18 protein-coding genes and 1 pseudogene are annotated in these 24,798 nt (G+C 70.3%); 15 read left to right on the top strand and 4 right to left on the bottom strand.

Features of this window, described 5'->3' with window-relative positions:
* Nucleotides 1–476: 476 nt before the first annotated feature.
* From HS045_RS34850 to HS045_RS22555, 9 genes and pseudogenes are all read left to right on the top strand, one after another.
* The gene (locus HS045_RS34850) at nt 477–725 is read left to right on the top strand and encodes a hypothetical protein (protein WP_230884536.1); all 249 of its coding nucleotides are present in this window, start codon (nt 477–479) and stop codon (nt 723–725) included.
* Nucleotides 638–3,637: a DISARM system SNF2-like helicase DrmD gene (gene drmD, locus HS045_RS22585; protein WP_307827686.1), complete on the top strand. Its 3,000-nt coding sequence runs from the start codon at nt 638–640 to the stop codon at nt 3,635–3,637. Before HS045_RS34850 ends, drmD begins: the two co-directional genes overlap by 88 nt.
* The gene (locus HS045_RS36240) at nt 3,634–5,178 is read left to right on the top strand and encodes a hypothetical protein (RefSeq protein ID WP_307827652.1); all 1,545 of its coding nucleotides are present in this window, start codon (nt 3,634–3,636) and stop codon (nt 5,176–5,178) included. The genes drmD and HS045_RS36240 overlap by 4 nt, the downstream gene beginning before the upstream one ends.
* On the top strand, nt 5,079–6,650 hold the full coding sequence (locus tag HS045_RS22580; RefSeq protein WP_307827685.1) for an Eco57I restriction-modification methylase domain-containing protein: 1,572 nt from the start codon (nt 5,079–5,081) through the stop codon (nt 6,648–6,650). Before HS045_RS36240 ends, HS045_RS22580 begins: the two co-directional genes overlap by 100 nt.
* 107 nt (nt 6,651–6,757) lie before the next feature.
* Nucleotides 6,758–7,990 carry an ISL3 family transposase gene (locus HS045_RS22575; RefSeq protein ID WP_196453413.1) on the top strand — a complete coding sequence of 411 codons (1,233 nt, stop codon included), beginning with the start codon at nt 6,758–6,760 and terminating at the stop codon, nt 7,988–7,990.
* Nucleotides 7,991–8,023: 33 nt separating this feature from the next.
* Entirely contained in the window at nt 8,024–8,482 is a 459-nt protein-coding gene (locus tag HS045_RS22570) for a hypothetical protein (protein ID WP_196450888.1), read from the top strand.
* A gap of 29 nt (nt 8,483–8,511) precedes the next feature.
* Complete coding sequence (locus HS045_RS22565) at nt 8,512–9,519, top strand: IS3 family transposase (protein ID WP_196450887.1); 1,008 nt, start codon at nt 8,512–8,514, stop codon at nt 9,517–9,519.
* Between the two features lie 24 nt (nt 9,520–9,543).
* Nucleotides 9,544–9,699, top strand: a pseudogene (locus HS045_RS22560) (transposase); the annotation flags it as partial.
* 117 nt (nt 9,700–9,816) lie between these two features.
* Entirely contained in the window at nt 9,817–10,014 is a 198-nt protein-coding gene (locus HS045_RS22555; protein ID WP_196453412.1) for a hypothetical protein, read from the top strand.
* 11 nt (nt 10,015–10,025) lie between these two features.
* On the opposite strand, the gene HS045_RS22550 is transcribed toward HS045_RS22555, so the two are convergent.
* From HS045_RS22550 to HS045_RS22540, 3 genes are all read right to left on the bottom strand, one after another.
* Complete coding sequence (locus tag HS045_RS22550; protein WP_196453411.1) at nt 10,026–10,337, bottom strand: hypothetical protein; 312 nt, start codon at nt 10,335–10,337, stop codon at nt 10,026–10,028.
* Nucleotides 10,334–10,618: a hypothetical protein gene (locus HS045_RS22545; RefSeq protein WP_196453410.1), complete on the bottom strand. Its 285-nt coding sequence runs from the start codon at nt 10,616–10,618 to the stop codon at nt 10,334–10,336. Before HS045_RS22545 ends, HS045_RS22550 begins: the two co-directional genes overlap by 4 nt.
* 90 nt (nt 10,619–10,708) lie before the next feature.
* Nucleotides 10,709–11,038 (bottom strand): type II toxin-antitoxin system Phd/YefM family antitoxin, encoded by a 330-nt coding sequence (locus tag HS045_RS22540; RefSeq protein WP_196453409.1) that lies wholly within the window; start codon nt 11,036–11,038, stop codon nt 10,709–10,711.
* Between the two features lie 172 nt (nt 11,039–11,210).
* Between HS045_RS22540 and HS045_RS22535 the strand changes: the two genes are divergently transcribed.
* The 6 genes from HS045_RS22535 to HS045_RS22510 all read left to right on the top strand — a co-directional run bounded on the left by HS045_RS22535 (nt 11,211) and on the right by HS045_RS22510 (nt 24,043).
* On the top strand, nt 11,211–15,149 hold the full coding sequence (locus HS045_RS22535) for a helicase-related protein (RefSeq protein ID WP_196453797.1): 3,939 nt from the start codon (nt 11,211–11,213) through the stop codon (nt 15,147–15,149).
* Complete coding sequence (gene drmB / locus HS045_RS22530) at nt 15,149–17,059, top strand: DUF1998 domain-containing protein (RefSeq protein WP_196453408.1); 1,911 nt, start codon at nt 15,149–15,151, stop codon at nt 17,057–17,059. The genes HS045_RS22535 and drmB overlap by 1 nt, the downstream gene beginning before the upstream one ends.
* Nucleotides 17,056–17,823, top strand: coding sequence for a DISARM system phospholipase D-like protein DrmC (drmC, locus tag HS045_RS22525; RefSeq protein WP_196453407.1), 768 nt, complete (start codon nt 17,056–17,058; stop codon nt 17,821–17,823). The genes drmB and drmC overlap by 4 nt, the downstream gene beginning before the upstream one ends.
* A 129-nt stretch (nt 17,824–17,952) precedes the next feature.
* Nucleotides 17,953–19,545 carry a serine/threonine-protein kinase gene (locus tag HS045_RS22520; RefSeq protein WP_230884534.1) on the top strand — a complete coding sequence of 531 codons (1,593 nt, stop codon included), beginning with the start codon at nt 17,953–17,955 and terminating at the stop codon, nt 19,543–19,545.
* Nucleotides 19,546–19,618: 73 nt separating this feature from the next.
* Nucleotides 19,619–21,712 carry a UvrD-helicase domain-containing protein gene (locus tag HS045_RS22515; protein WP_196453406.1) on the top strand — a complete coding sequence of 698 codons (2,094 nt, stop codon included), beginning with the start codon at nt 19,619–19,621 and terminating at the stop codon, nt 21,710–21,712.
* 75 nt (nt 21,713–21,787) lie between these two features.
* Nucleotides 21,788–24,043 carry a DUF262 domain-containing protein gene (locus tag HS045_RS22510; protein WP_196453405.1) on the top strand — a complete coding sequence of 752 codons (2,256 nt, stop codon included), beginning with the start codon at nt 21,788–21,790 and terminating at the stop codon, nt 24,041–24,043.
* A gap of 241 nt (nt 24,044–24,284) precedes the next feature.
* On the opposite strand, the gene HS045_RS22505 is transcribed toward HS045_RS22510, so the two are convergent.
* The gene (locus HS045_RS22505; RefSeq protein ID WP_196453404.1) at nt 24,285–24,698 is read right to left on the bottom strand and encodes an SRPBCC family protein; all 414 of its coding nucleotides are present in this window, start codon (nt 24,696–24,698) and stop codon (nt 24,285–24,287) included.
* Nucleotides 24,699–24,798: the final 100 nt, after the last annotated feature.

The raw sequence follows: 24,798 nt of genomic DNA, 5'->3' as shown, positions 1-24,798 counted from the left end.
CCGTTGTCGGGGTGTCGGGAGCGGATGAAGCCCACCGAAGGCGGAACGCCGGTCCGTTGCGGGCACAGTGTCGGGGATGGCGTCGCGGAGGAGCGGTGGACCGTTCCCGTAATGAGATCGATCGCCGCTCACCTGCTGCAGCGGACCGGTCATGCTTTCTCCGGGGACCGATAGAGGAGGCCGTTCCGGCGGTTCGGCGGTCTCGTGCCGGTGCTAGTGGGAGAACGGCAGATCTGGATGCATAAGAGAGATGTATCAGATGTGAATCGAGGACACAAGAGACTTTGTGCCTGTAGACATTGACCAGAGAAGAGGCGTAAAGTCCCGTCCACGCTTCCAGGGTGAGCTCTCTGGTTGCAGTCGGCTTTATGCACTTTATGGGTGTTCGTCCGACCTTGCGGGGTTCCCTATTCTGTGATGATGGGGCTGCGGTCGGTAACGTGCGCCGGTGAGAAGCGGTTGGCGAGGAGTGGTCAGTGACGAGTGCGACGGCGGAGAGACTCCCGGACGACGGTGACCTGGTGGCGATCCGGGGACAGCGCTGGGTGGTCAGCAACGTCGATCCCGGCGAGACCAGCACGCTGGTGACCCTGCAGAGCGTCGAGGACGGCCGGTACGGCGAGACCCTCGACGTCATCTGGGAGATCGAGCCCGGCCGGCGCGTCCTGCCGAGCGGCTCGCTGCCCGACGTCACCCCGACGGCTTCGACTCGCCGGAGCGGCTGACCGCCTTCCTCGACGCCATCCGCTGGTCGGCGGTGACCAGCGCCGACGTCAAGACCCTGCAGGCGCCCTTCCGGTCGGGTGTGGCGGTCGAGGACTACCAGCTCGAACCGGTGGCCAGGGCGCTCGACGCGCCCCGGGTCAACCTGCTCCTCGCCGACGACGTCGGCCTCGGCAAGACCATCGAGGCGGGGCTCGTCGCCCAGGAGCTCCTGCTCCGGCACCGCGCCCGCCGGATCATGATCGTCTGCCCGGCCGGTCTCACGCTCAAGTGGCGGGACGAGATGGCCGAGAAGTTCGGCCTGGACTTCACGATCGTCGACACCGAGCGCTGCGCGATCGTCCGCCGCACGCACGGCAGCGCCGCCAACCCCTTCGAGGTCCATCCCCTCACCATCGTCAGCCTGCCGTGGCTGCGCGGGGTCAAGGCCCAGCGGCTGCTGGACGAGGTGCTCGACCCGAGGAGCCCGGAGCGCCGCTTCGACCTGCTCATCCTCGACGAGGCCCACCACGCCGCCCCCGCCGCGCCCAAGCAGGTCTACGCCGTCGACTCCCAGCAGACCAAGCTCATCCGCCGCCTGGCCCCGCACTTCACCCACCGGCTCTTTCTCTCGGCGACCCCGCACAACGGCTACCAGGCGAGCTTCACCGCGCTGCTGGAGATCCTCGACGACCAGCGTTTCGCCCGCGGCGTCGACCCCGACCCGGCCGCCGTCAAGGAGACCGTGATCCGCCGCCTCAAGCGGCACATCGTCAACCCCGACGGGACGAAGAAGTTCCTCGACCGCACGACCGGTGCGATCCCGGTCGTCTACCCCGCCGACGAGCGCGAGATCCACGACCTGCTCAAGGAGTTCGCGAAGGTCCGCCGGGCCCGGCTCAACAAGAGCGTCAAGGGACGCAAGGCAGCCGACCTGGTCACGCTGCTGCTGAAGAAGCGCCTGTTCTCCAGCCCTTCGGCCTTCGGCCGCACCCTCGACGTCTACCTCGACACGGTCGGCGGCTCCGGGGCCGCCGCCCAGACCGCCCCGGCCGTCTCGCCCGCCGACGACGAGGGCGAGGACTGGATGGACGAGTTCTGGGAGGAGAGCGGCACCCTCGACGACGAGCCGCTCGCCGAGGCCGAGGACGACGCGATCGGCCTGGCCGGACCGCTCCAGGGCGCCGCCACCCAGGACGAGATCACCCTGCTCAAGCGGATGCGCGCCTGGGCGCGCGACTACGAGGCCGCGCCCGACGCCAAGGCCCGCGAGCTGATCACGTACCTCAAGGGCGTCTGCCGCCCCGGTGAGCACTGGACCGACGAGCGGGTCGTGGTCTTCACCGAGTACCGCGACACCCAGAAGTGGCTGGAGAACCTGCTCCTCCAGGAGGACCTGGCCGGTGAGCGGCTGGAGATCCTGCACGGCGGGATCGCCGCCGACGAGCGGGAACGGCTCCGCGTCGCCTTCCAGCAGGACCCCGGCGAGCACCCGGTCCGCATCCTGCTGGCCACCGACGCCGCCAGCGAGGGCATCGATCTGCAGAACCACTGCCACCGCCTGATCAACTACGACATCCCGTTCAACCCCAACAAGCTGGAGCAGCGCATCGGCCGGATCGACCGGTGGGGCCAGAAGCACACCCCGGACATCCGCCACTTCGTCGGCGCCGGCTGGGACAAGCGGGTCGACTCCTACGAGGCCGACCTGGAGTTCCTCTCCCGGGTGGCGACCAAGGTCGCGCGGATGGAGGAGGACCTCGGCTCGGTCAACGCCGTCATTGTCAGGGCCGTGCAGGGGCGCATGCTCGGCGACATCGCCGACTACGACGTCGAGCACGCCGGCGGGAGGGAGACCGTTCCGGCCGAGACCGAGGTCGGAGAGCAGGTCCGCAGGCTCCGCGCCAACCTCGACGACACCGTCGCGGAGCTCGGCATCACCCCGGCCAACGTCAAGCGGGTCGTCGACACCGCGCTGGAGCTCGCCCGCCAGCAGCCGCTCACGCCGCACCTCGACGAGAAGCACCTCGCCGAGGGCCTGTACAGCGTGCCGCCGCTCACCGGCTCGTGGGAGCGCGCCGGCGCGGGACTGCTGGAGAAGCTCACCAAGGACGGCAAGCCGCCGCGCCAGCGCCCGGTGACGTTCGACCCGGCCGCCCGGCTCGACCCGGAGGGCCGCGTCCGCGACGACGTGGTCCTCGCCCACTTGGGCCACCCGCTCGTCGCCATGTCCACCCGGCTGCTGCGCGCCGCCGTCTCCAACAGCGAGATCGGCCTGCACCGGGTCACCGCCGTGGTCAGCGACGACCCGGCCCTGGAGACCACCCTGGTCGGCGCGTTCTTCCGCTACGTCCTGGTCGGCGGCGACGGCGTCCGGCTGCACGAGGAGGTCTTGTACGCCGGCGGCTGGGTGCCGGAGAACGGGCGGTTCCGGCGGCTGGAGAACCTCGGCCAGCTCGGCGGCATCCTCGGCCGCGGCCTCACCGAGGGCACCCCTGCCTCCGCCCCGGTACGGCAGCGCCTCGCAGCCGCCTGGCCGGGGGTGAGCGACGCGGTCAAGCAGTCGATCGACTGGCGCATCGACGGCAAGGACCAGAAGCGCGACCAGCTCGCCCGCAAGCTGGTCCAGCGCAAGGAAGCCGAGAAGAAGCGCATCATCGAGAATCTCGACCGGTTCGAGACCACTCTCCGCGCCAAGCTCGCCGAGGGCGACGGGGCCGACGCGCTGTTCAGCCGTATCGAGCTGACCAAGGTCGGGGAAGAGCTCGAACAGTACCGCAGAGACCGCAGATCCTGGGAGAGCCGCTTGTCCCGTCTGAAAGAGGAACGTGATCGCGAGATCGAAGTCATCGAAGCGCGTTACCGCGATCCGCAGGCGCACCGGTTCCCGGTGGCCGTGGTTTTCGTCGTGCCGAAGCGGGAGGCGACCCGATGAAGACGTTCACCCGCGACGTCAACCACCGCGACTGGCTGAGCCTGGTCGAGGTCTCCGGCCCGTTCCTCAGCCTGCCGGTGCTCCGCTCCACCTGGAAGGCCCTCGACGGGCTGGACAAGCAGGAGCGCGAACGGCTCCGCCTCGCCCACGCGGCCTGGCAGAAGGGCGGCGGTTACAGGCCGGGGGACCGCCGCGCCTGGATCGAGTACTGCCTGCGCACCCTCCTGCGCTGGGGCGACGCCGTGCACTTCGGCGGTCTCGACGGCGGGCTCGACGCCCTCAGGGTCGACGTGCCCGAGCACGAGACGACGCTCGTGCCGTCCTTCGCGCTGGCCGTTCCCGGCGAGGCCGCCGCGCCCGCCACCGCCCGGCTCATCGGCATGATCAGCAGCGGCCGGCCGACGGCCCGGATGAAGACCTCCACGTGGGCGGCCACCCCCGCCGACCGGGTCGCCCACCTCTGCCGCCACCACGGCGTCGAACTGGGCCTGGTCACCGACGGCCGCTGGTGGACCCTGGTCTGGGCGCCCCGCGGCAAGACCACCACCACGGCCACCTTCGACGCCGTCTCCTGGCCGGAGGCGGCCGAGCGCGACGTGGTGCGCGCCTTCGTCTCCCTGCTCAACCGCGACCGCTTCTTCTCCGTCCCCGAGGCCGTACGGCTGCCCGCCCTGCTGGCGGCCAGCCTGGACAGCCAGGAGGACATCACCGAGGCCCTTGGCGTGCAGGTCCGCCAGGCCGTCGAGCTGCTGGTCGCCGCCTTCGGCCGGGCCGGCGTACCCGGTGAGGTGAGCGCGCACGACGTCTACCGCGGTGCGGTCTCCGTCATGATGCGGATCGTCTTCCTGCTCTTCGCCGAGGAACGCAAGCTGCTCCCCTCCGACAACGCGGTCTACGCCGCCGCCTACTCGGCCGGTCGGCTCTGCGCGGAGCTGGAGCAGCGCGCGCTGGAAGGCAGCGAGGAGGAGCTGGCCCACAGCCACGCCGCCTGGAACCGCCTGCTCGCCCTCTTCCGGGCGGTGCACCGCGGGGTGGAGCACCCCCGGCTGACGATGCACGCCCACGACGGCTCCCTGTTCGACCCGGATGCCCACTCGTGGATGCCGCTCACCATCGACGACCGGACCGTGCTGCACATGCTCCGCGCCGTGCAGTACGTCACGGTCGGCACGGGTAAGAACCGCGAGCGCCGCACGCTCAGCTTCCGCTCCCTCGACGTCGAGCAGATCGGCTCTACGAGGGCCTGCTCTCCTACGAGGGCTTCCGCGCCGCCGACACCGTGGTGGGACTGGTCGGCAAGGCCGGCAAGGAGGAGGAGGTCGAGCTCACCGCGCTGGAGAGGCTCGCCGGGGCCGGGGGCGACCTCGCCGCTGCGCTCGCCGAGAAGTACAAGGACTCCGGTATCGGCTCGGTCGCCGCGCTGCGCAAGCGACTCGCCCCGATGGACGAGGCCGCCACGCTGGAGGCGACCCGCCGCCTGCTCGCCGTCACCGGCGGCGACGCCGACCTGGCCCGACGTCTGCTGCCGTTCTTCGGAGTGATCCGCGAGGATCTGCAAGGCCTGCCCGTGGTCATCCTGCCTGGGGCGCTGTACGTCACCGAGTCGCCGCTGCGGAAGAACACCGGAACCCACTACACGCCGCGTGACCTCGCCGAAAAGGTTGTCGAGGGCGCGCTGGAGCCGCTGCTCTACCACGTCGGCCCGCTGCAGACGGCCGACCGCTCGCAGTGGAAGCCGAAGTCGTCGCAGGAGATCCTGGGTCTAAAGGTCGCCGACATCGCGATGGGCTCGGCGGCGTTCCTGGTCGCGGCGGCCCGCTACCTGGGCGACGCGCTGGTCGACGCCTGGGTCCGGGAGGAGGACGAAGATGCTCTCAAATACCGTGCGCGGGCCGGAGACCACGCGACTGACGCCGACGCCGATCCGGTGGTGGTCGGGGCCCGGCGGCAGATCATCGAACACTGCCTGTACGGCGCGGACATCAACCCGATGGCCGTGGAGATGGCCAAGCTCTCCCTCTGGCTCGTTTCCATGCACCGGGACCTGAAGCTTCCCTTCACGTTCGTGGATGACCGGCTGGTGGTGGGGGACGCGCTGCTCGGCATCACCTCGCTGGAGCAGCTCGAATACATGCACATGGATCCGGCGCGGGGCAGGAAGGTCCACGAGGCCATCTTCGATTGGACGGCCGGAGTGCGCGTCAAGGTCGCGGAACTGGCCGAGAGCCGCCGGGAGATCGCCGAGATCGAGCTGGGCGACGATCCGCTGGGCGCACTGGCTAGGAAGCGGTCGCGGCTCGCCGACGCGGAGGTGGCCTCGGCGCAGCTCCGGCTCTTCGCCGACCTCGCCGTGGGCGGCGCGCTGGCGCGGGAGATCTACGACGTCACCGCCCCCGACCTGGATGTCGACGGCGGTCGCGGCCGGTACGGTTCGACGGCCGAAGGATGGAAGGTGAGTGCCGATGTCGCCTCGATCAAGGCCGCCGAGTTTGCCGACGCGGTGAGCAGGAGGGCGGAGGGGGCGGAGGTGAAGGCCCGCATCCAGCTCCGCAGGTGGCTGGCCCTCGATCAGGCCGACGGCTCCCTCGACCGTCGGCCGATCCACTGGCCGCTGATCTTTCCCGAGGTCTTCGCGGAGCGGGCCGGTGGAGGTTCCAAAGAATCGGGCGACACTCTGGTCCGGCCCCGACCGGGTGGTCCCGGCTTCGACGCCGTCATCGGTAATCCGCCGTTCCTCGGCGGCCAGAAGCTCACGGGGTCACTGGGCGTGGCCTACCGAGAATATCTGGTGGAGGCGATCGGCCGTGGCACGCGGGGGAGCGCTGACCTGGTCGCGTACTTCGTGCTTCGTGCTCATGATCTGCTCAACGCGACGGGGCAGACCGGGCTGATCGCCACCAACACTCTGGCCCAGGGGGACACTCGGGAAGTGGGTCTGGACCAGATCATGGCCGAGGGGGCGACGATCCACCGGGCGGTGAAGAGCGGCTCTTCGAACTTAGCCGGGGTCTGAACACTCACCGGGCCGTTCGGGGCTGAGATCGCCTCTTGAGGGAGCCCGCGGCTCTCCTTGATCATTCCTGTTGTCTAGGCAAGAACGACAACAGAAGAGCCGCGAGCATGGTCAACGATACGACCCGGCTGCTGGGCCTGGAGGGCCTGGCCGTCGTCGACGTCATCACAGCAGGTCAGGACGGGAACGAGTGCGGACAGGGGCCGATCGTGCATCTGGTCACCGCCGACGAGACCGCCCGGGCCTGCCCCGAGTGCGGGACGCCGGCGGCCCGGGTCAAGGAGTGGGTGACCACCCGCCCACGTGATCTGCCGGTCGCGGGCCGCCGCTGTGACCTGCGCTGGCGTAAACGCCGCTGGTACTGCGACGAGTCGGCCTGCCCGCGAGGGACGTTCACCGAGCACGTCGCCCAGGTCCCGGCCCGGGCCCGGCTGACGGCGCGATTACGCCAGGCCACCGGGGCGGCGGTCGCCGACGGAGGGAGGACGATCGTGCAGTCGGCTCGCGACCATGGCGTGTCCTGGCCGGTGGCCTGGGCGGCGTTCACCGCGCACGCCGCCCGCGTCCTGCCCGATCAGCCTGCCCCCGTCACGGTGCTGGGGATCGACGAGATCCGCCGTGGCCGGCCCCGCTGGAGCTGGGAGGAGACCACCGGCACCTGGCAGACCGTCGTGGACCGCTGGCATGTCGGCTTCGTCGACATCTCCGGCGGGCAAGGGCTGCTGGGCCAGGTCGAAGGCCGTACCAGCGCCGCCGTCACCGGCTGGCTCGGCGAGCGTAGCCAGGCCTGGCGCGATGGCGTGGCCTTCGTCGCGATCGACATGTGCACCATCTTCAAGTCCGCGGTCCGGGCGGTGTTACCGCAGGCCAGGCTGGTGATCGATCACTTTCATATCGTGCAGCTGGCCAACGCCGCGGTCACCGAGGTCCGCCGCCGCGTCACCGTTCAGGTGCGGGGCCGGCGCGGGCGCAAGGGCAACCGGGAATGGGAGCTGCGCAACCGGCTGACCCGCTCGGCCGCCCGGATGCACGGCTCGCAGCTTGATCCGATGGTCGATGACCTGATGGCGCTGCCGAAGCGGATCGGTGTGCCGATCCTGGCCGCGTGGAACGCCAAGGAAGACCTGCTCGACCTGCTCGCGCTGGCCCGCACGCACCCCGATCGCGCGGTCATCGCCGAGCGGCTGTTTCGCTTCTACGACCGATGCGCGGCCTCCGGCCTGTCCGAGCTCCACCGCTTGGCGAGCACGGTCGAGACCTGGTGGCCCGAGATCCTCGCGTTCATCCAGACCCCTCTCTGTCAGACTGCTGTGAGACATGGGACGTACGATTCCCTCTGATATGAAGCAGGGCGAGACAGGACCACCACGACAGTGACGATGACACTCGCCGACCAGACCGCCATGACCGGGCAGGATGGTCGCGTGACCTCCCAGCAGCCGGGCCGGCCCAAGCGGCGCACCTTCACCAAGGCCTACAAGGCGCGGATCCTGGCGGCCTTCGACGCCCTGCCCGAAGGCAGCCCCGAGCGCGGCGCCCTGCTGCGCAGGGAACGGCTGTACCACTCCCACATCGAGCACTGGCGCAAGCAGGCTGAAGGCGGCACCCTGGCCGCCTCGACGGGAAAGCCCGCGCGCAGCGCCGAGTCCGAGGAAATGGCCCGGCTGCGCGCCGAGAACAAGAAGCTCAAGGCCGACGCGGCCAAACTCGAAGCCCGCAATGAAAGACTCGCCGGCGAGCTGGGGAAGACCAGGACCGCCCTGGACATCGCGGGAAAAGCATTCGCGCTGCTGCAGGACATCTCAAGCAGCGCGGACTCCGACAAGAGCTGAACCGGATCCTCGACGAGCATTTCCCCGCGATGGAGGAAACGATCGGCACGGTCAGGGCATGTGCGGTCCTGGGGAGATCCCGGGCCACGCTGCACCGGCACCGCAATCCCGTCCCGCCCCGGCTGGGACCGCGCCGCCCGTTTCACCATCCGGCCGAACTGTCCGAGGACGAGCGGGCGCAGGTGCTGGCGGTGCTGGACTCGCCCCGCTTCGCCGACAAGTCTCCGGGCCAGGCGTGGGCGATGCTGCTGGACGAGGGCGTCTACCTGTGCTCGCAGGCCACCATGTACCGGCTGCTGCGGATGCGCGGCACGGCCGGTGAGCGCCGGGCCCAGGCCGTCCACCCGGCCAAGAAGAAACCCGAGCTGGAGGCCGACGGCCCGAACCAGGTGTGGTCGTGGGACATCACGAAGCTGAAAGGCCCCTCGCGCGGTACGTACTATCTGCTGTACGTCATCATCGACATCTTCTCGCGGAAAACCGTCTGGTGGGAGATCTGGCCGACGGAGACCGGGATCCTCGCCAAGGAGTTCATCGAGCACGCGATCGAGGCCAACGGCGGGATCGCCCCGGAGGCGATTCATGCCGACCGGGGTACCTCGATGACGTCGAACACCGTTTCCGGCCTGCTCGCACTGCTGGGAATCGATCAGTCTCATTCCCGTCCGCGCGTGTCCAACGACAACCCGTATTCCGAAGCGCAGTTTAAAACACTCAAATATTGTCCGGCATTTCCCGGGGAATTCGGTTCCATTGAAGATGCCAACGTCTTCTGCGGGCAGTTCTTCCAGTATTACAATAACGAGCATCGCCATTCTGGGATCGGCATGCACACTCCGGCGTCGGTGCACGACGGCTCCGCGGTCGAGATTCACGCCCGGCGGGTCGCGACCTTGGACGCGGCCTTCTTGGCCCACCCCGAACGGTTCCGCGGCCGGCGGCCCTGTCCGCCGCCGCTGCCCTCCCGGGTGTGGATCAACAAGCCGTCAACGGCTCCCGAAGCCGAGGCCTCACCACAAACACCGCACGTAGCTTGATGTTCCAACCGGTTTGACAGGTACCGGACCGGCGTCACCAACGCCGGCTCCGAGGGCACCAACCGAGTGATCAAGACGGTCGCCCGAGACGCCTACGGTTTCCGCAATCCCGAAAACCAGCGTCTACGCACCCGCTGCGCCACTACCCGACGAGGTCGCGGATGCCTCAACCCCGCTTAACTTCGAAGAGCCCGTATCCACCGGGACATCGACGAGGCAGTATGCCGCGCCTACGGTTGGGACAACCTCATCGAGCAGGGCCTCGGCCACGGCCACTACAAGATCGGTGGCCGGGAGATGCGCTACACCGTGGCACCCGCCGCACAGCCTGGTTCCGTAGACGTGCAGCGGGAGTTCGTGGACCGCCTCCTGGAGCTTAACCACGCCCGCTACGCCGAAGAGGTCGCCAAGGGGCTCCACGACAAGAAGACCACCCGGTCCAAGGTTCCTCGGGCTCTGAAGGCGGCCGAGGGAACGACGGGCGAGCTGTTCTGATGTCCGATGGGTCAGGGGCGGTCGTAGACCGAGTGGTCGCCGACCCTGCGCCACTGCAGGACGGGCTCACCGTCGTCCGTGGCGACGAAGCGGAACGTGGCCCGACCGTCCGGAGACGAGAAGTTCCAGGTCAGGCTGTAGACGTCGGTGCCGGTGAGCTTGTGGACGCGGAGCCGTACGGGCCAGGACGCCTGGCCCGTGTGGGCTCCCTGCTCGATCGCCGGAAGCAGATGTTTGTAGACGGCGTCTCTGAACATCACGTAGTGCTCGGGAGGCAGTCGTGAGATGTCGCGGAGGAACGACGCCGTGCGTTCGTACTTCACTCGCCGACGTCTCCGCGTACCGTGTCGAACTCGGCGAAGAGACCGTCGGCGGTGGCGAAGACGCGAGTCCGGCCCTCGCGCGCATCGGCGTCCGCCTCGGCCTCGGCCGCCTGCCAGCCGGGCGTCCAATACCACGCCTCATCGGCGGGGACGATCGCTGCGACGCGGCGCCCCTGGTCGGTGAGGTAGGCGATCGTGTGGCGCTCGGCGGCGGCGGTGATGACGTCGGGCAGGTGGCCGTCGGCCTCGTTCAACGGGACCTCGAACGCGTTGTCGCTCATGTCACGAGTGTAGATGGCGGTGTGCGCGGGGAGCATAAGTCGAAGAGTAGCGGAATCGCTACCCTTCGGAGTGAATGTCAGGCCGTTACCTCATGCCACGGACTCATGCCCGTCCGGGCGGGGCGCGAGCGGCTCTTCGAGATCGATCCCGAGGGAGTCGGCGACCTCCTCCAGGGTCAGGTCCGGGCTCTCCGTCACTCCGGCGAGTCGTTCCCGGAGCAGAGGGGCGAGCTGGATCTCGTCGATGAGGTCGGCGAGCCGCTCGTAGAGCTCGAAGCTGATGAGAACGGCCTCAGCTTTGCGGCGGCGGCCGATCACGACGGGTTCGGCCTGGACGCCCTGCTCGCTGATACGGGCGATCGTCTCGCTGAGCTGGGCACGGGCGCTGGCCAGGGGCTCGACTTGCAGGAATTTCGCCATGCGCTGATGCTACCCGTACTTGTACAACTACATGCGCAACTTGAGAGGACGCCCCCACGTGTTCGACCGGCAGGAGAAGCTGTTCGCGGCCGGAGCGGAGCAGGACGACCTGTTCGGCCCCGGTGCCGCTCCGAGCGGCAGCGGGAACGGCGCCGAGGAGGGGAGAACGGTCATGCCCGACCAGGAGCAGAAGAACGACCCGAAGCAGGAGCGGATCGACCGGCTCCGGCACGGGCTGGGGACGCCGCAGGACTTCGAGCAGGCCGGCTCGTTCGAGGTGCGGGACGCCTTCCAGGAGCTGGTGGCGCGTGACCTGCTCGGGCCGTGGGACGGCGAGTCGGAGGAGCTGCCGCACCACGTGATGGGGCCGCGCGACCGCTACCTGGTCGGCATGCTCGGCCCGAAGCCGTCGCCGAAGCTCGCCGTGGACGACGCCGACGAGGTGCCCGACACCGAGCTCGGCGTCGAGGGCGACGCCGAGGACGGCGAGCTCGCCGACCGGCCCACCCCGCAGAACCTCGGCCGGCTCTGGGCCTCCTCCATGGGCCTGTCGTTCGCCGTGCCCGGCGACGTCGACGCACTCGAGGTCACCGCCGCCTGGGGCCGTTACACCCCCGGATCGAAGCAGGTCGAGGACGCCAAAGGCAAGGCGCGGACCAGGACGGTCTGGACGCGCGAGCAGATGAACCAGTACAGGGTGGTCCGGCTCGACGGGGAGCCGTCGCAGAAGATCCCGCTCACCATGGACGGCCCCGACGCCCCCGGCGTGCTGCTGACGCTCGCCGTACGGCCGCAGAAGGACGGGCGGCGGGTCGTCGAGCTGGCGCTGGTCAACCAGCAGGCCGAGCCGGAGAAGCGGTCCGACACCGCGTGGCTGTTCCAGGCCGGGCTGACCGTGACCGCAGTCCCCGGGCAGGGCCCGGCGGTCTTCCTCCCGGTCGACGACCCGCTCGACGGTGCCACCGGCACCTCCGGCGGGGCCGGTGATGACCTGGAGGAGAAGCACCTGCGGCTGCTCTACCGGGACGAGCGTCGCTACGCCAACGGGCGCAACGTCGCCGTGCACGCCGAGGTCGCCGAGGGAGAGCGCCGCGCCGAGTTGCTCCGCACCACCTGGCTGCCGGTCCACGACGTGCCCGCCACCGTCGCACCGGTCGGCGAGGGCACCGCCCTGGCCGGAGTCGAGCTCTCCATGGACGCCCTCGCCGACGGCACGCCCGAGACGCTGGCCGCCGGGCTGACCCCGCTCGCCGACGGCTACGCCTCCTGGCTGGACGAGCAGGAGGCCCGCATCCCCACCCTGCCGGAGCCGCTCCAGGAGGCCGCGGCGGTCGCCGTGCACCAGGCGCGCAAGGCCGCCTCCCGCGTCCGGGCTGGGATCAGGCTGCTCTGCGGAACCCCGGAGACGGTGGGCGGCGAGCCCGAGTTCACCGCCGAGCGGCACGGGCAGGCGCTGGCCGCGTTCCGCTTCGCCAACCGGACGATGGCGCTGCAGCGGCGCCGTACGGCGGTCGCCAAGCTCCGCGAGGAGCAGGGACTGAGCTACCCGCAGGCGATGGCGGAGATCGGCGAGCAGGGCGCGAAGGCGGCCTCGTGGCGGCCGTTCCAGCTCGCGTTCGTGCTGCTCAACCTGCCGTCGCTGACCGACCCCGCGCACCCCGAGCGGGCCGCCGACCACACCGCCACCGTCGACCTGCTCTTCTTCCCCACCGGCGGCGGCAAGACCGAGGCCTACCTCGGCCTGACCGCCTACACGTTCGCGATCCGGCGGCTGCAGAAGACCGTCGGCACCGGCGAGCACGCCCGCAACGGCCTCGACGGCGTCTCCGTGCTCATGCGCTACACCCTGCGCCTGCTCACCGCCCAGCAGTTCCAGCGGGCCGCCGCCCTGGTCTGCGCGGCCGAGGTGGTCCGCCGCGAGGACCCGGCGACCTGGGGCACCGAGCCGTTCCGCATCGGCCTCTGGGTGGGCGGCAGCGTCTCGCCCAACTGGTTCGCGGAGGCGTCGGACCAGATCACCGAGGCCAAGGAGGCTCCCGACAGTCTCCGGGCCAACGTCCTGCAGACCCTGTCGTGCCCCTGGTGCGGGGAGAAGCTCGTCGCCGGCCGGAACATCGACGTCGACGAGGGCCGCCGCCGTATCCTGCTCTACTGCGGGCGCGGCAGCGAGGGCGACGCCGAGGTGTGCCCGTTCTCCCGGCTCGGCGAGGACCGCATGCTCCGCGGACTGCTGGCCGGCGACCCGCTGGCCCCGGCCGGGGCGAAGCTGGACGACGCGGTGTACGCGCGGCGGGAGGGCCTGCCGATCCTCACCGTCGACGAGGAGATCTACCGGCTGGTGCCCAGCCTCGTCATCGCCACCGTCGACAAGCTGGCGCAGCTGCCGTGGCGCGGGTTCGCCGGGCACCTGTTCGGCCGGGTCGGCCAGCGCTGCCCCCGGCACGGCTACCGCCACCCCGACATGGACGAGCGGGCCGAGTGCGGCGGCAAGCACCACGCCAAGGGCAGGCTGCCGAAGACCGAGAGCCGCCCCGTGGCGCGGCTCCGCCCACCGGACCTGATCATCCAGGACGAGCTGCACCTCATCTCCGGCGCCCTGGGCACCACGGTCGGCCTGTTCGAGGCCGCGGTGGACGAGCTGTGCACCTGGACCGTCGGCGGCCGCCCCACAGGACCGAAGATCATCGCTTCGACCGCGACGACCAAGCGGGCCGCCCGGCAGGTGCTCGGCGTCTTCGGCCGCGACCTGGCGGTCTTCCCGCCGCAGGTCATCGACGTGTCCGACACGTTCTTCTCCCGGCAGGTCGAGGTCACCCCGGCCACCCCCGGCCGCCGCTACCTGGGCGTCTGCGCGCACGGCGTGCGCCTGAAGTCCGCGGAGATCCGGCTCGCCGAGATCCTGCTGCTGGCCGGGCAGACCGTCTTCGACCGGTACGGCGAGGCCGCCGACCCCTACATGACGCTCGTCGGCTACTTCAACGCCACCCGCGAGCTGGCGGGCATGCGCCGCTACCTCGACGACGACGTCACCACCCGGGTCAGGGTGAACGGCACCCGCAAGGGCCTGTCCAACCGGCTGCTCAGCCGTACCGACATGCTGAACGCCGTCGAGCTCACCTCCCGCATCTCCTCCGGCGACATCAGCCAGGTGCTCAAGCAGCTGGAGATCGGCTTCGACGCGGAGCTGGACACCTCCCGGCGGATCGAGGAGTGCCGGGCGGAGATCACCGACATCATGCGGGAGAAGGACGAGACGAAGCGGCGGCGGGCCCACCCGCTCGCCGAGAGGTACCGCGAGCTGCGGAGCATGCGCCGGACCGCCCGGCCGCCCGTCGACGTGGTGCTCGCCACCTCGATGCTCCAGGTCGGCGTCGACGTGCCCCGGTTCGGGCTGATGGTCATGACGGGCCAGCCGAAGAACACCGCCGAGTACATCCAGGCGTCCTCCCGCGTCGGCCGGGAGGCCACCAAGCCGGGCCTGGTCGTCACGCTCTACAACTGGTCGCGCCCGAGGGACCTGGCGCACTACGAGGACTTCGAGCACTACCACGCGACGTTCTACCGCCAGGTCGAGGCTCTGTCCGTCACGCCGTACACGCGCCGCGCCCTGGACCGGGGCACCGCCGCGACGTTCGCGGCGGCGGTGCGCAACGCCGAGGAGTCCCACTCGTGCAACCGCGACGCCGAGGACGTGAAGCTGGACGGGCCGGTCGTCGAGCGGATCGTCGAGCGGTTCCTGGCGCGGGCCGAGGTGGCGGGCGGGCCGCGCGGCCGGGAGGCGCTGGCGGAGCGGATCCAGACCGTGATCGACAAGTGGAACACGGCGAAGGACGGCCCGGCGCGGCTCGGGTACGAGCCGAAGAAGAGCACCAGCAAGGAGATCGTGATCGGGCTGCTGGAGCGGGCCGGGAACGGGCCCTGGGGGCCGCTCACGGTCGGCAACTCCATGCGGGAGACCGAGAACGAGATCAACCTGCTGCTCCCGTCCGCCGGCTCCGGCGGCGGGATCTTCGAGACGCCGGTCGGTGCTCCCCCGTGGAGCTTCCTGCCGCCCGACGGCGGCCAGACAGGCACGGACGCCGTTTCCGCGCCGGATGGGGAGGGCAAGTGATGGCGGAGTTCTCGCCGTACCGGCGCCGGGTCGGAGCGGTCCGCCCCAGCCACCTGATGTTCACCTCCGGGGTGGGCTCCATCGTCGACCTGCCGAGCTTCTCGGTGCTGGTGCGAGGGCTCGACGACTGGCGCTACGACAAGCTGGGCGACAACGCCGCCGTCATCACCGAGCCGCGGCTGCTCGCCGCCGTGCAGGCGATGCTCGGCAAGACGGTGAAGGAGATGCGGCCCGCCCCGTGGATCCCCGGCACCGACACCAACCCGAACGGCGACGCGTCGCGGACCGGCGTGCCCGTCATGCCGTTCCCCGGCTGGATGCGCTGCACCGCCTGCAACCTGCTGGCCCGTATCGACTCCCGCGCGTTCGGCTTCGAGAACGACAAGCCCCGCAAGCCGCACGAGGCCAAGTTCTTCCACGAGTGCGGCAAGGGGAACAGGAAGCGCCTCGTGGTCGGTGCCCGCTTCGTGCTGGCCTGCACGGCCGGGCACCTGGACGACTTCCCCTACCTGGAGTTCGTCCACCAGGGCGATGCCTGCTCGGTCGCGTCCAAGCCGAACCTGCTGATGGAGGACCGCGGCGGGAACATCGGCGCCAACGTGCAGATCAGCTGCCAGCGCTGCAAGGCCACGCGGAACATCCGCGAGGCGATGGACCGCAAGGGCCGGGACCGGCTTCCCCGGTGCCGGGGCCGCCACCCGCACCTGGGCACCCACGCGGAGAACGGCTGCGACAAGCAGCTCCACGTGCTCGTGGTGGGCGCCTCCAACCAGTGGTTCCCGCAGACCCTGTCGGCGCTGTTCGTCCCCCAGGTGGGAGCGGGCGAGCTGGAGGGCAAGGTCGAGCACTTCTGGGGCAACCTGCAGGCCGTCGCCGGGCCTGAGACGCTGCTGTTCATGCGGACGATGCCGCCGCTCTCCTTCGAGTTCGAGAAGTGGAACGACAAGGAGCTCTGGGCGGCCATCCAGCAGCATCGCAAGAAGGAGGAGACAGGAGACGAGCAGGAGGCGGAGGGGTACCCGGATCTGCTGACGCCCGAGTGGCAGGTGTTCTCCAGCCCGGTCCTGCCCGAGCCGAGCGACGACTTCACCGCCCACCGGGATCCGGAGGGCGTGCCGCCCCTGCTCAAGGGCTTCTTCTCCGACGTGGTCCAGGTCGAGCGGCTCCGAGAGGTCCGCGCCATGGTCGGCTTCACCCGGCTGGACGCTCCCGATCCGGAGGACCCGGAGCTGGTGCTCCGGGTCCCGCTCTCCCGGTCCAAGTCCACCTGGGTGCCGGCGAGCGAGGTGTGCGGAGAGGGCGTCTTCCTGCGGCTTCCCGAGGACCTGCTGACCGGCTGGGAGGCCCGCGTAGAGGAGTCCGAGGCCTTCCGGCGGCACCGCGAGGCCTACGGCCGCTTCCGCGAGCACCGCTACTCCGCCCGGACCGGTCTGACGTTCGACGACGAGACCCGCTACCGAGGCTGGCCCGGCCCCCGCTACTACGCTCTGCACACGCTCTCGCACCTGCTGATCCGCACCATCGCGCTGGAATGCGGCTACAACTCCGCCAGCCTCGCCGAGCGGATCTACGCGGGCAACGAGGACGACCCGCGCGGCGGCATCCTCATCTACACCGCCGTGCCCGACGCCGAGGGCACCCTCGGCGGCCTGGTCTCCCTGGCCGAACCCGACGAGCTGGTCCGGCTGACCCGCCGTGCGCTGGCCGACGCCCGGCACTGCTCCTCCGACCCGCTCTGCGCCGAACGGCTGCCGAGCAAACCGGAGGACTTCCTGCACGGCGCCGCCTGCCACGTGTGCCTGTTCGTGTCCGAGACGACCTGCGAGCGGGGCAACCGCTTCCTCGACCGCCGGTTCGTCGTGCCCATCGACGAGGACGCCGGTCTGGCGATCTACCCCGAACTGCCATGAGCGCCGCCCGCGCCGCGCTGGAGGAGGCCGCCGCCGACGCGGTCGAACGGTTCGGCCCGGTGCACGTGCGCACCCTGGCCGACCGGATCGCCGCGGGGGAGCCGGCGAGTTCCGTCGTGAACGTGGCGCCGGTCCCCGGCCTTCCCGAGGCGGCGCAGGTGATCCTCGCGGCGAGGGAGGCGCTCGGCATGCCGTACGGCGAGTTCGCCGCCTACCTGCGCGGGGTCGCCGCCGGATACGAACACCGCCGGGCGACGGTCTCCGTCGAACCGGTGTGGAGCGGGCCGAGCACCCACGGTGTACCGGTCCGCTCCACCGGGCGGGTGCTCGTCGAGCTCGTCGGTGAGGCCGCGCACGAGCTGGTGCTCATGACCTACTCCGCCATGCCGTACGAACCGCTGCTGGAGGCGTTGCGCGCGGCCGTGGCACGCGACGTCTCGGTCATGGCGGTGGTGGAGACCCTGCAGGGCGCGGGCAGCGCGCTCGCCGGAGCCGAACCCGCCTCGGCGTTCGCCTCGGTCGAGGGAATGCAGCTGTGGCAGTGGCCGGTCGGCAGGCGTGAGACGAAGGGCGCGAAGATGCACGCCAAGCTCGCCGTCGCCGACCGGCGCGCGCTGCTGGTCTCCAGCGCCAACCTCACCCAGTCCGGGGTGTCCCGCAACATCGAGGCCGGGCTGCTCGTCAGGGGCGGGACGGCGCCACGGCGGGCGGCCGAGCACATCGCCGAACTGCGTGCCAAGGGCACGTTGACGAGGCTGAAATGAGGGAGCGGTGACGGGGCCGGGCGACAGCCGATCCGCCCCAGGTGGAGCGAGGGGAGAAGCCCGGCCCACCGCCAGGGGAGCGTGTACGTTTTTCCCGGAAACCACCGATGTGGCGAGGGGTGGAGCGGGTTGAAGAAGCGAACGATCGGCGACCGTTACGAGCTGGATCCGCTCTCCCGGCAGGGCGGCGGCATGGGCGAGGTCTGGTTCGGCTACGACAAGCGCCTGGACCGGCCCGTCGCGGTGAAGTTCATCCGGACCGACAAGCTGCCCGGCGGCCGGCCCGACCAGGAGCTGATCCAGCGGTTCGTGCGCGAGTCGCGGATCACCGCCCGGCTGCAGCACCCCGGCGTGCCCGCCGTCTACGACTGCGGGTCGGATGGCGACGACCTGTACATGGTGATGCAGCTCCTCGACGGCTGCCCCGTCTCCTCGCTGCTCGACGAGGTGGAGGAGGTGCCGGTCGCCTGGGCCGCGGCGATCGCCGCCCAGGTCTGCTCGGTGCTGGCCGTCGCCCACGCCAGCTCCCTGGTCCACCGGGACCTGAAGCCGAGCAATCTGATGCTCTGCCCCGACGGCACCGTCAAGGTGCTGGACTTCGGGGTCGCCGCCGCTCTCTCCGGCACCGAGACCCGGCTCACCGGGACCGGCGTCGCCGTCGGCACCCCCCAGTACATGGCACCCGAACAGGCCGAGTCGGGCGCCACCAGCCCCAGAAGCGACCTGTACTCCCTCGGCGTCGTGCTGGACGAGCTGCTCACCAGTGAGAACCAGTTCGCCGGTGCCACCGCCCTGGCATCCATGCGCAACCACGCCGACAAGCCGCCGAAGCCGCTCCGCACCCGGCGGCGCGACGCCCCCGAGGGCCTTGAGCGGCTCCTGCTCCGGCTGCTGGCCAAGGAGCCGGAGAAGCGTCCGTCCTCCGCGGCCGTGGTCTACGAACGGCTGCTGGACTTCTGCCGTGAGCTTCCGCCGCTGCCCGGCTACGTGGACACCTCCGCGCTGCACCCGGCGCGGATGTACGCGGCCGTGGTCAGCCGCATCGACGCCCCCGCGCCTCCGCCCGCGGACCGTTCCGTCGTGCCCGCCGCCCACCCGACGGCCGAGCCGGTACGGCCCGCGGCGCGTGAGCCGGCCCGGCCCGCGGCGCGCGTCCTGCCCTCGGAGGCCGATTCGCTCGTCGTCGCCGTGGCCCGCAAGGACGCCGCCGCGCTCAAGGCCGAGTCGCGGTTCGTCCAGGCCGCGGGGGTGCTCGAGCAGGCCGTGGCACCGGCCGTCCGGCTGTACGGCGCGGCCGACCGTACCGTGATCGACCTGCGGATCGAACTGGCCGACGTGCTCTTCCTGGGCGGCGACTACCGGCGCGCGGCCCCGGAGTTCCAGAGGCTCGCCGCCGACGTGGCGGAGCTGGAGGGCCCCGGCGACGACCTCGTGCTGCGCTGCCGCCTGATGGAGGCCAACTGTCACGCGATGCTCGGGCAGGCCGGTCCCGCCCTGGAACTGCTCGGGCGGCTCCTCGACGACGAGAGGAGTCTCGGCGTCGACGAGGACCGCATCCTGGAGCTCCGCCGTCAGATCGGGCTGCTGGAACTCGGCTCCGGAAGGAGAGTCGAGGCCGGGCGGACGCTGGGAGGACTCCTCCCCGACCTGGAACGGCGGTACGGCCCCGGCCACATCAACGCCGTCAGGGTCCGGGAAGTCCTCGAAAGGCTCGACGGCTAACACCGGCAGACCGGGTGCCGATCGTTCATACAGATGTGTGCGGGCGGTAAGGGCCGCCTCGGAAGGGGAACGCGTGGCGAGGCTGGGGATCGACAAGGACTTCCTCGTCGACTACGGGAAACTGGAGCGTTCCGTCCAGACCCGGGTCGCCGAGGTCTTCGGCAAGTTCGAGGAGGCGACGCACACCGGACTGCACCTGGAGAAGCTCAACAACCCCAAGGACGACCGCTTCCGGACCATCCGCATCGACAAGTTCTGGCGCGGGGTCGTGCTCGCGCCGGAGACCGGCGACACCTTCACCCTGCTGAAGGTGCTCCCGCACGACGACGCCTACGCCTGGGCCGGGCGGCGGAAGGCCTCGGTGAACGCGCTCACCGGCTGCATCGAGATCCGCGACAGCATCGCCATCGACGCCACGCTGCCGGAACTGGCCAGGATGGCCGATCGCGCCCCCCGGCTGCTGTTCGAGGACGTCGCGGACGCCGACCTGACGCGGCTCGGCGTCGACGAGCAGACCCTCGCCTTCGCCCGCGCGCTGACCGACGTCATCCAGCTGGAGGCGGCCAGGGCGTTCCTGCCGCAGAGCCAGTGGGACGCGCTGTACGGCCTGGCCGCCGGGCTCACCCCCGAGGAGGTCTGGGCCGAGCTCGGCGCGGCCCCGGAGCGGGAGCCGTACGACACCGAGGACATCGCCGCGGCCGTCGAGCGCTCTCCCGGGCGGGTGGTGCTGGTCGACGGCCCGGATGAGCTGATGGAGGTGTTCCGGAACCCGTTCGCGCTCTGGAAGATCTACCTCCATCCGGCGCAGGAGCAGGTCGTGCGGGCCGCGTTCAGCGGCTCCGCCCGCGTCACCGGCGGCCCCGGCACCGGCAAGACCGTCGTGGCGCTGCACCGGGCCCACCACCTCGCCGGTCTCGCCGGCGGACCTGTCCTGGTCACCACCTTCACCTCCACGCTCTCGGCGTCCCTGGAGGCAGGACTGCGGCTGCTGGCGGGATCGGACAAGATCCGTGACGGCATCGACGCGCGCCACGTCGACCAGCTCTCCCACCAGGTCTTCACCGAGCGGCACGGCCGGCCCGCAATCCTCCGGGACAAGGAGGAGAAGGAGATCTGGCGGAAGATCGTCAAACGGCTGGAGCTGTCCTTCACCGAGACCTTCCTCGCCGAGGAGTGGCGGCACGTTGTGCTCGCCCAGCAGGTGACCGACGCCGCCGGATACCTCGCGGCCAAGCGAGCCGGGCGGGGCCGCCGCCTCGGCGCCCGGCAGAAGGCGCAGCTCTGGCAGGCCGTCTGGGAGTTCCAGGAGGAGCTGAAGCGGCGCAAGGTGTGGACCCATGAGACGGTCTGCGTCGAGGCGACCCGGCTGCTGGAGGAGCGGGCCGACAGGCCGTACCGGCACGTCGTCGTCGACGAGGCGCAGGACCTGCATCCGGTGCAGTGGCGGCTGCTGCGCGCGGCCGTCGCCGAAGGGCCCGACGACGTCTTCGTGGCCGGCGACACCCACCAGCGCATCTACAGCAGCCGCGTCTCGCTGCGCGACGTCGGTATCAAGGTCGCCGGGCGCTCGTCCCGGCTGACCATCAACTACCGCACGACCGCCGAGATCCTCGCCTGGAGCCTCGGCATGCTGCGCGGTGAGCCGATCGACGACATGGACGGAGGACTCGACACGGTCGCGGGCTATCGGTCGCAGGTCCACGGCCGCCCGCCCGAGCTGAGGGGGTTCGGCTCGCAGCGGGGTGAACTGGAGGCGCTCGCCGAGAAGGTCCGCCAGTGGCTGGACGCCGGAGTCGCCCCCGGCGAGATCGGCATCGCGGCGCGTTCCAACATGCTGGCCGACACGGCGATCGCGGTCCTGGAACGGGCGGGTGTCAGAGCGGGGTCGCTGGCGAAGGTCCAGGAGGCCGACGAGGTCGTGCGCGCCGGGACCATGCACCGGATGAAGGGACTGGAATTCCGGTGCGTCGCGGTCATCGGCGTCGGGGAGCACCAGCTGCCGTCGTCGAGCGCGGTGACCCCTGTGGAAGAGGACGAGCTCACCAACGCCCAGGACCTGCAGCGTGAGCGCTGCCTGCTGTTCGTCGCGTGCACGCGGGCCCGGGAGCAGCTCAACGTGTCCTGGCACGGCGCACCGAGTCCTTTTCTGTCGGGACTCGTTCGATGACCTTTGGTGACAAGGGAAGCGCAATACGTAATTATTGATCTCCTTATCGGATCGCCAAGCCATGGAAGGCGGACAATGGCCACTCTGTCGCTGCTCCTCCACCAGATCGACAACGGCACGGTGCTGCTGCCGGAGTTCCAGCGGGGATATGTCTGGAACCGCGACCAGGTCCGCGGGCTCATGCGCTCCCTGTACAAGGGATATCCGGTGGGCGGCCTTCTGCTCTGGGAGACCGAGCCCGACATGGCCTCCGTTCGCGGCAGCAGCCCCGATGGCGGAGTACGGTTGCTCCTGCTCGACGGGCAGCAGCGCATCACCTCGCTGTACGAGGTCGTCCGCGGGCGCCCCCCGGAGTTCTTCGAGGGCGACCCGGCGGCCTTCACCGGTCTGCGGTTCAACGTCGAGGATGAGACCTTCGAGTTCTACGGCCCCGCGAAGATGCGCGACGACGTGCGGTGGGTCGATGTCACCCGGCTCTTCACCGAAGGGCTCGAGCCGTTCATCCGCGAGTTCGGCCGCTTCCCGGAGAAGTTCGCCACCTACCTCGAGCGGCTGAACCGGCTGTCGAACCTGCTCCAGCGCGAGTTCCACGAAGAGAAGATCACCGGTCCGGACAAGGACGTCGATGTCGTCGTCGACATCTTCAACCGGGTCAACTCCGGCGGCACCGCACTGTCCAAGGGCGACCTCGCGCTCGCCAAGATCTGCGCCCAGTGGTCACCGGCCCGCCAGGTGATGCGCGACCACCTGGAGCGGTGGCGGGAGGCGGGGTTCGATTTCTCCCTGGACTGGCTGCTGCGCAACACCACCGCCGTCGCCACCGGCCGGGCGGTGTTCACCGCGCTCGACTCGGTGGCCGACAAGGAGTTCGAGACCGCTCTGACGAAATCCGTCGGTTACATCGGCACCTTCCTCGACGCGGTCTCCGGACGGCTCGGCCTCGACCACGAGCAGGTCCTCATGGGCCGCTACGCGATCCCCGTCGTCTCCCGGCTGCTCCACCTGACGCCCGGCGGGCGCTTCCTCGACGCGGCCCAGCGCGACCGGGTCCTGTTCTGGTACGTCCACTCGGCGTTGTGGGGGCGCTTCGCCGGCTCGACGGAGACCGTGCTCGCCCAGGACTACGAGGTCGCCGAACGCTCCGGCATCGACGGGCTGATCTCCACCCTGCAGCGCTGGCGCGGCGGCAACCTGGAGATCCGGCCGCACGACTTCGAGGCGTCCACCCGGGGATCGCGGTTCTACCCGCTGCTGTACATGCTCACCCGGGTCAAGGGCGCCCGCGACCTCGGCAGCGGCCTGGAACTGCGCGCCGAGATGCTCGGCAAGCTCACCACGCTCCAGGTCCACCACATCTTCCCCAAGGCCCTGCTGTACAAGGCCGGATACGACCGGGGGGACGTCAACGCCGTCGCGAACTTCTGCTTCCTGACCCAGGACACCAACCTCGTGATCGGCAAGCGCTCCCCCGAGGAGTACTTCGCCGAGGCGGAGGAGAGGCATCCCGGGGTGCTCGCCTCGCAGTGGATTCCGACCGATCCCGAGCTGTGGCGCGTCGACCGCTACCGTGACTTCCTCGTCGCCCGCCGGGAACTGCTGGCCCAGGCCGCGCAGTCGTTCCTGAGCGAGCTTCGCGACGGAGCCTCCGCCGCCGCGGCCGTCGAGCTCCAGCCGATCACCGTCGTGGCCGACGAGCAGGACGACGTCCGTGCCGCGCAGATCAAGGCCATGGTCGAGGAGATCGTCCGGCTGGGTTACGCCGAGCCCACGCTCGACAGTGAGATCGCCGACCCCGCCACCGGTCGCGCCCTGGCCGTGGCCGAGGCGTTCTGGCCCGATGGGCTCCAGCTCGGCCAGGACCGGCCCGTGGTGCTGGAACTCGACCCCGACGTCGCGGACCTGCCCCGGCTGGAGGAGCTGGGTTATCTCGTGTTCACCTCCGTCGACGCTCTGCTCGGCTACGTGAACCGCCGCAATATGACCGTCGCGGGTGAGGAGGAGACGGTCCCCGGCACCGCGCCGGAACCGGCCGGTCCGGTGAGTGTCGCGTTCGACCAGGCGATGCGCTCGATCTACGACCGTGCCCGCAGCGAGGCGAACTACCACGCCACCTACTTCCTGAGCATGCTCGCCGAGCACGGAAGCCTCACCACCGCCCGCAAACTGCTGAATGCCCCGGCGGTCTCCGACGGCTTCGCGGCGCTGTGGGAGCGGGGACGGCTCGACCTGACGGTGGAGGCCCTGGTCGTCCGGCCCGAGTTCGCGGAATTGTTCACCCCCGCCGAGATCGAGATCGCCCAGCACCGCCTCGGCCAGTTCGGTTACTCTTGATCCTCTCGATGCGGCGGCTGGCGGTCCGACAGGTTCTCCAGGAACTGCAGAACCGAGACGATCGCGAGCTGGTGCGGCGCCTCAGCGCTGCGGGGTGGAATCGCCAACAGTGTTCTCCGAGAACACGACCGGTTGTCTCAGCGAACCTGCTTCGCGCAAGACGCTCATCGCCGGTGCACGGCCTCGCGGACAGAGCCGGATACAGGCGAACGTGCGGATGGATCAGTGTGCCGACCCGGGTTCACCCGCATGCCGCGGCCTCGATCGCCTGCTTCATCTCCATCGCGCCGCGCTCGACGCGAATCCGGATCTCGGCGGCGAGCGCGTGCGGCAGGACATCGGTGGTCCAGATCAGCCGGCCCGCCCGGTCGCCTTCGGGGCGGACTTCGAACGAGGCGTGGTGGTGCTCGATCGTCGGCCGCGCGCCCTCGACGACGGAGTAGGCCAGGCGGCGGGCGTCGTCGTCGATCGCGACGATCAGCTCACGGATCACGTGCCCATCGGGAAAGGTCAGGAAGCGCTGGTCGCCTTCGAGCCGGGTGCCGGTGACGCGGCCGGGCAGCAGGCGTCGATGTACGGCGCCGACGTCGCGCAGCGCATCCCAGATGTGTTCGGGGGACGCGTCGATCACGATTTCGTGGCGGATGGAGGCCATGATGCTGGGGATTCCTCTCAGGAGAAGGCCGTGATCAACATACGTGGAGTGCCTCTGAGCCCAGCACCCGGCCGAACCACGGCCTTCCACGGGAGCGATG

Source organism: Planomonospora sp. ID82291 (assembly GCF_015711645.1).
Classification (GTDB): domain Bacteria; phylum Actinomycetota; class Actinomycetes; order Streptosporangiales; family Streptosporangiaceae; genus Planomonospora.
This window is presented reverse-complemented; position numbering and strand designations above follow the sequence as displayed.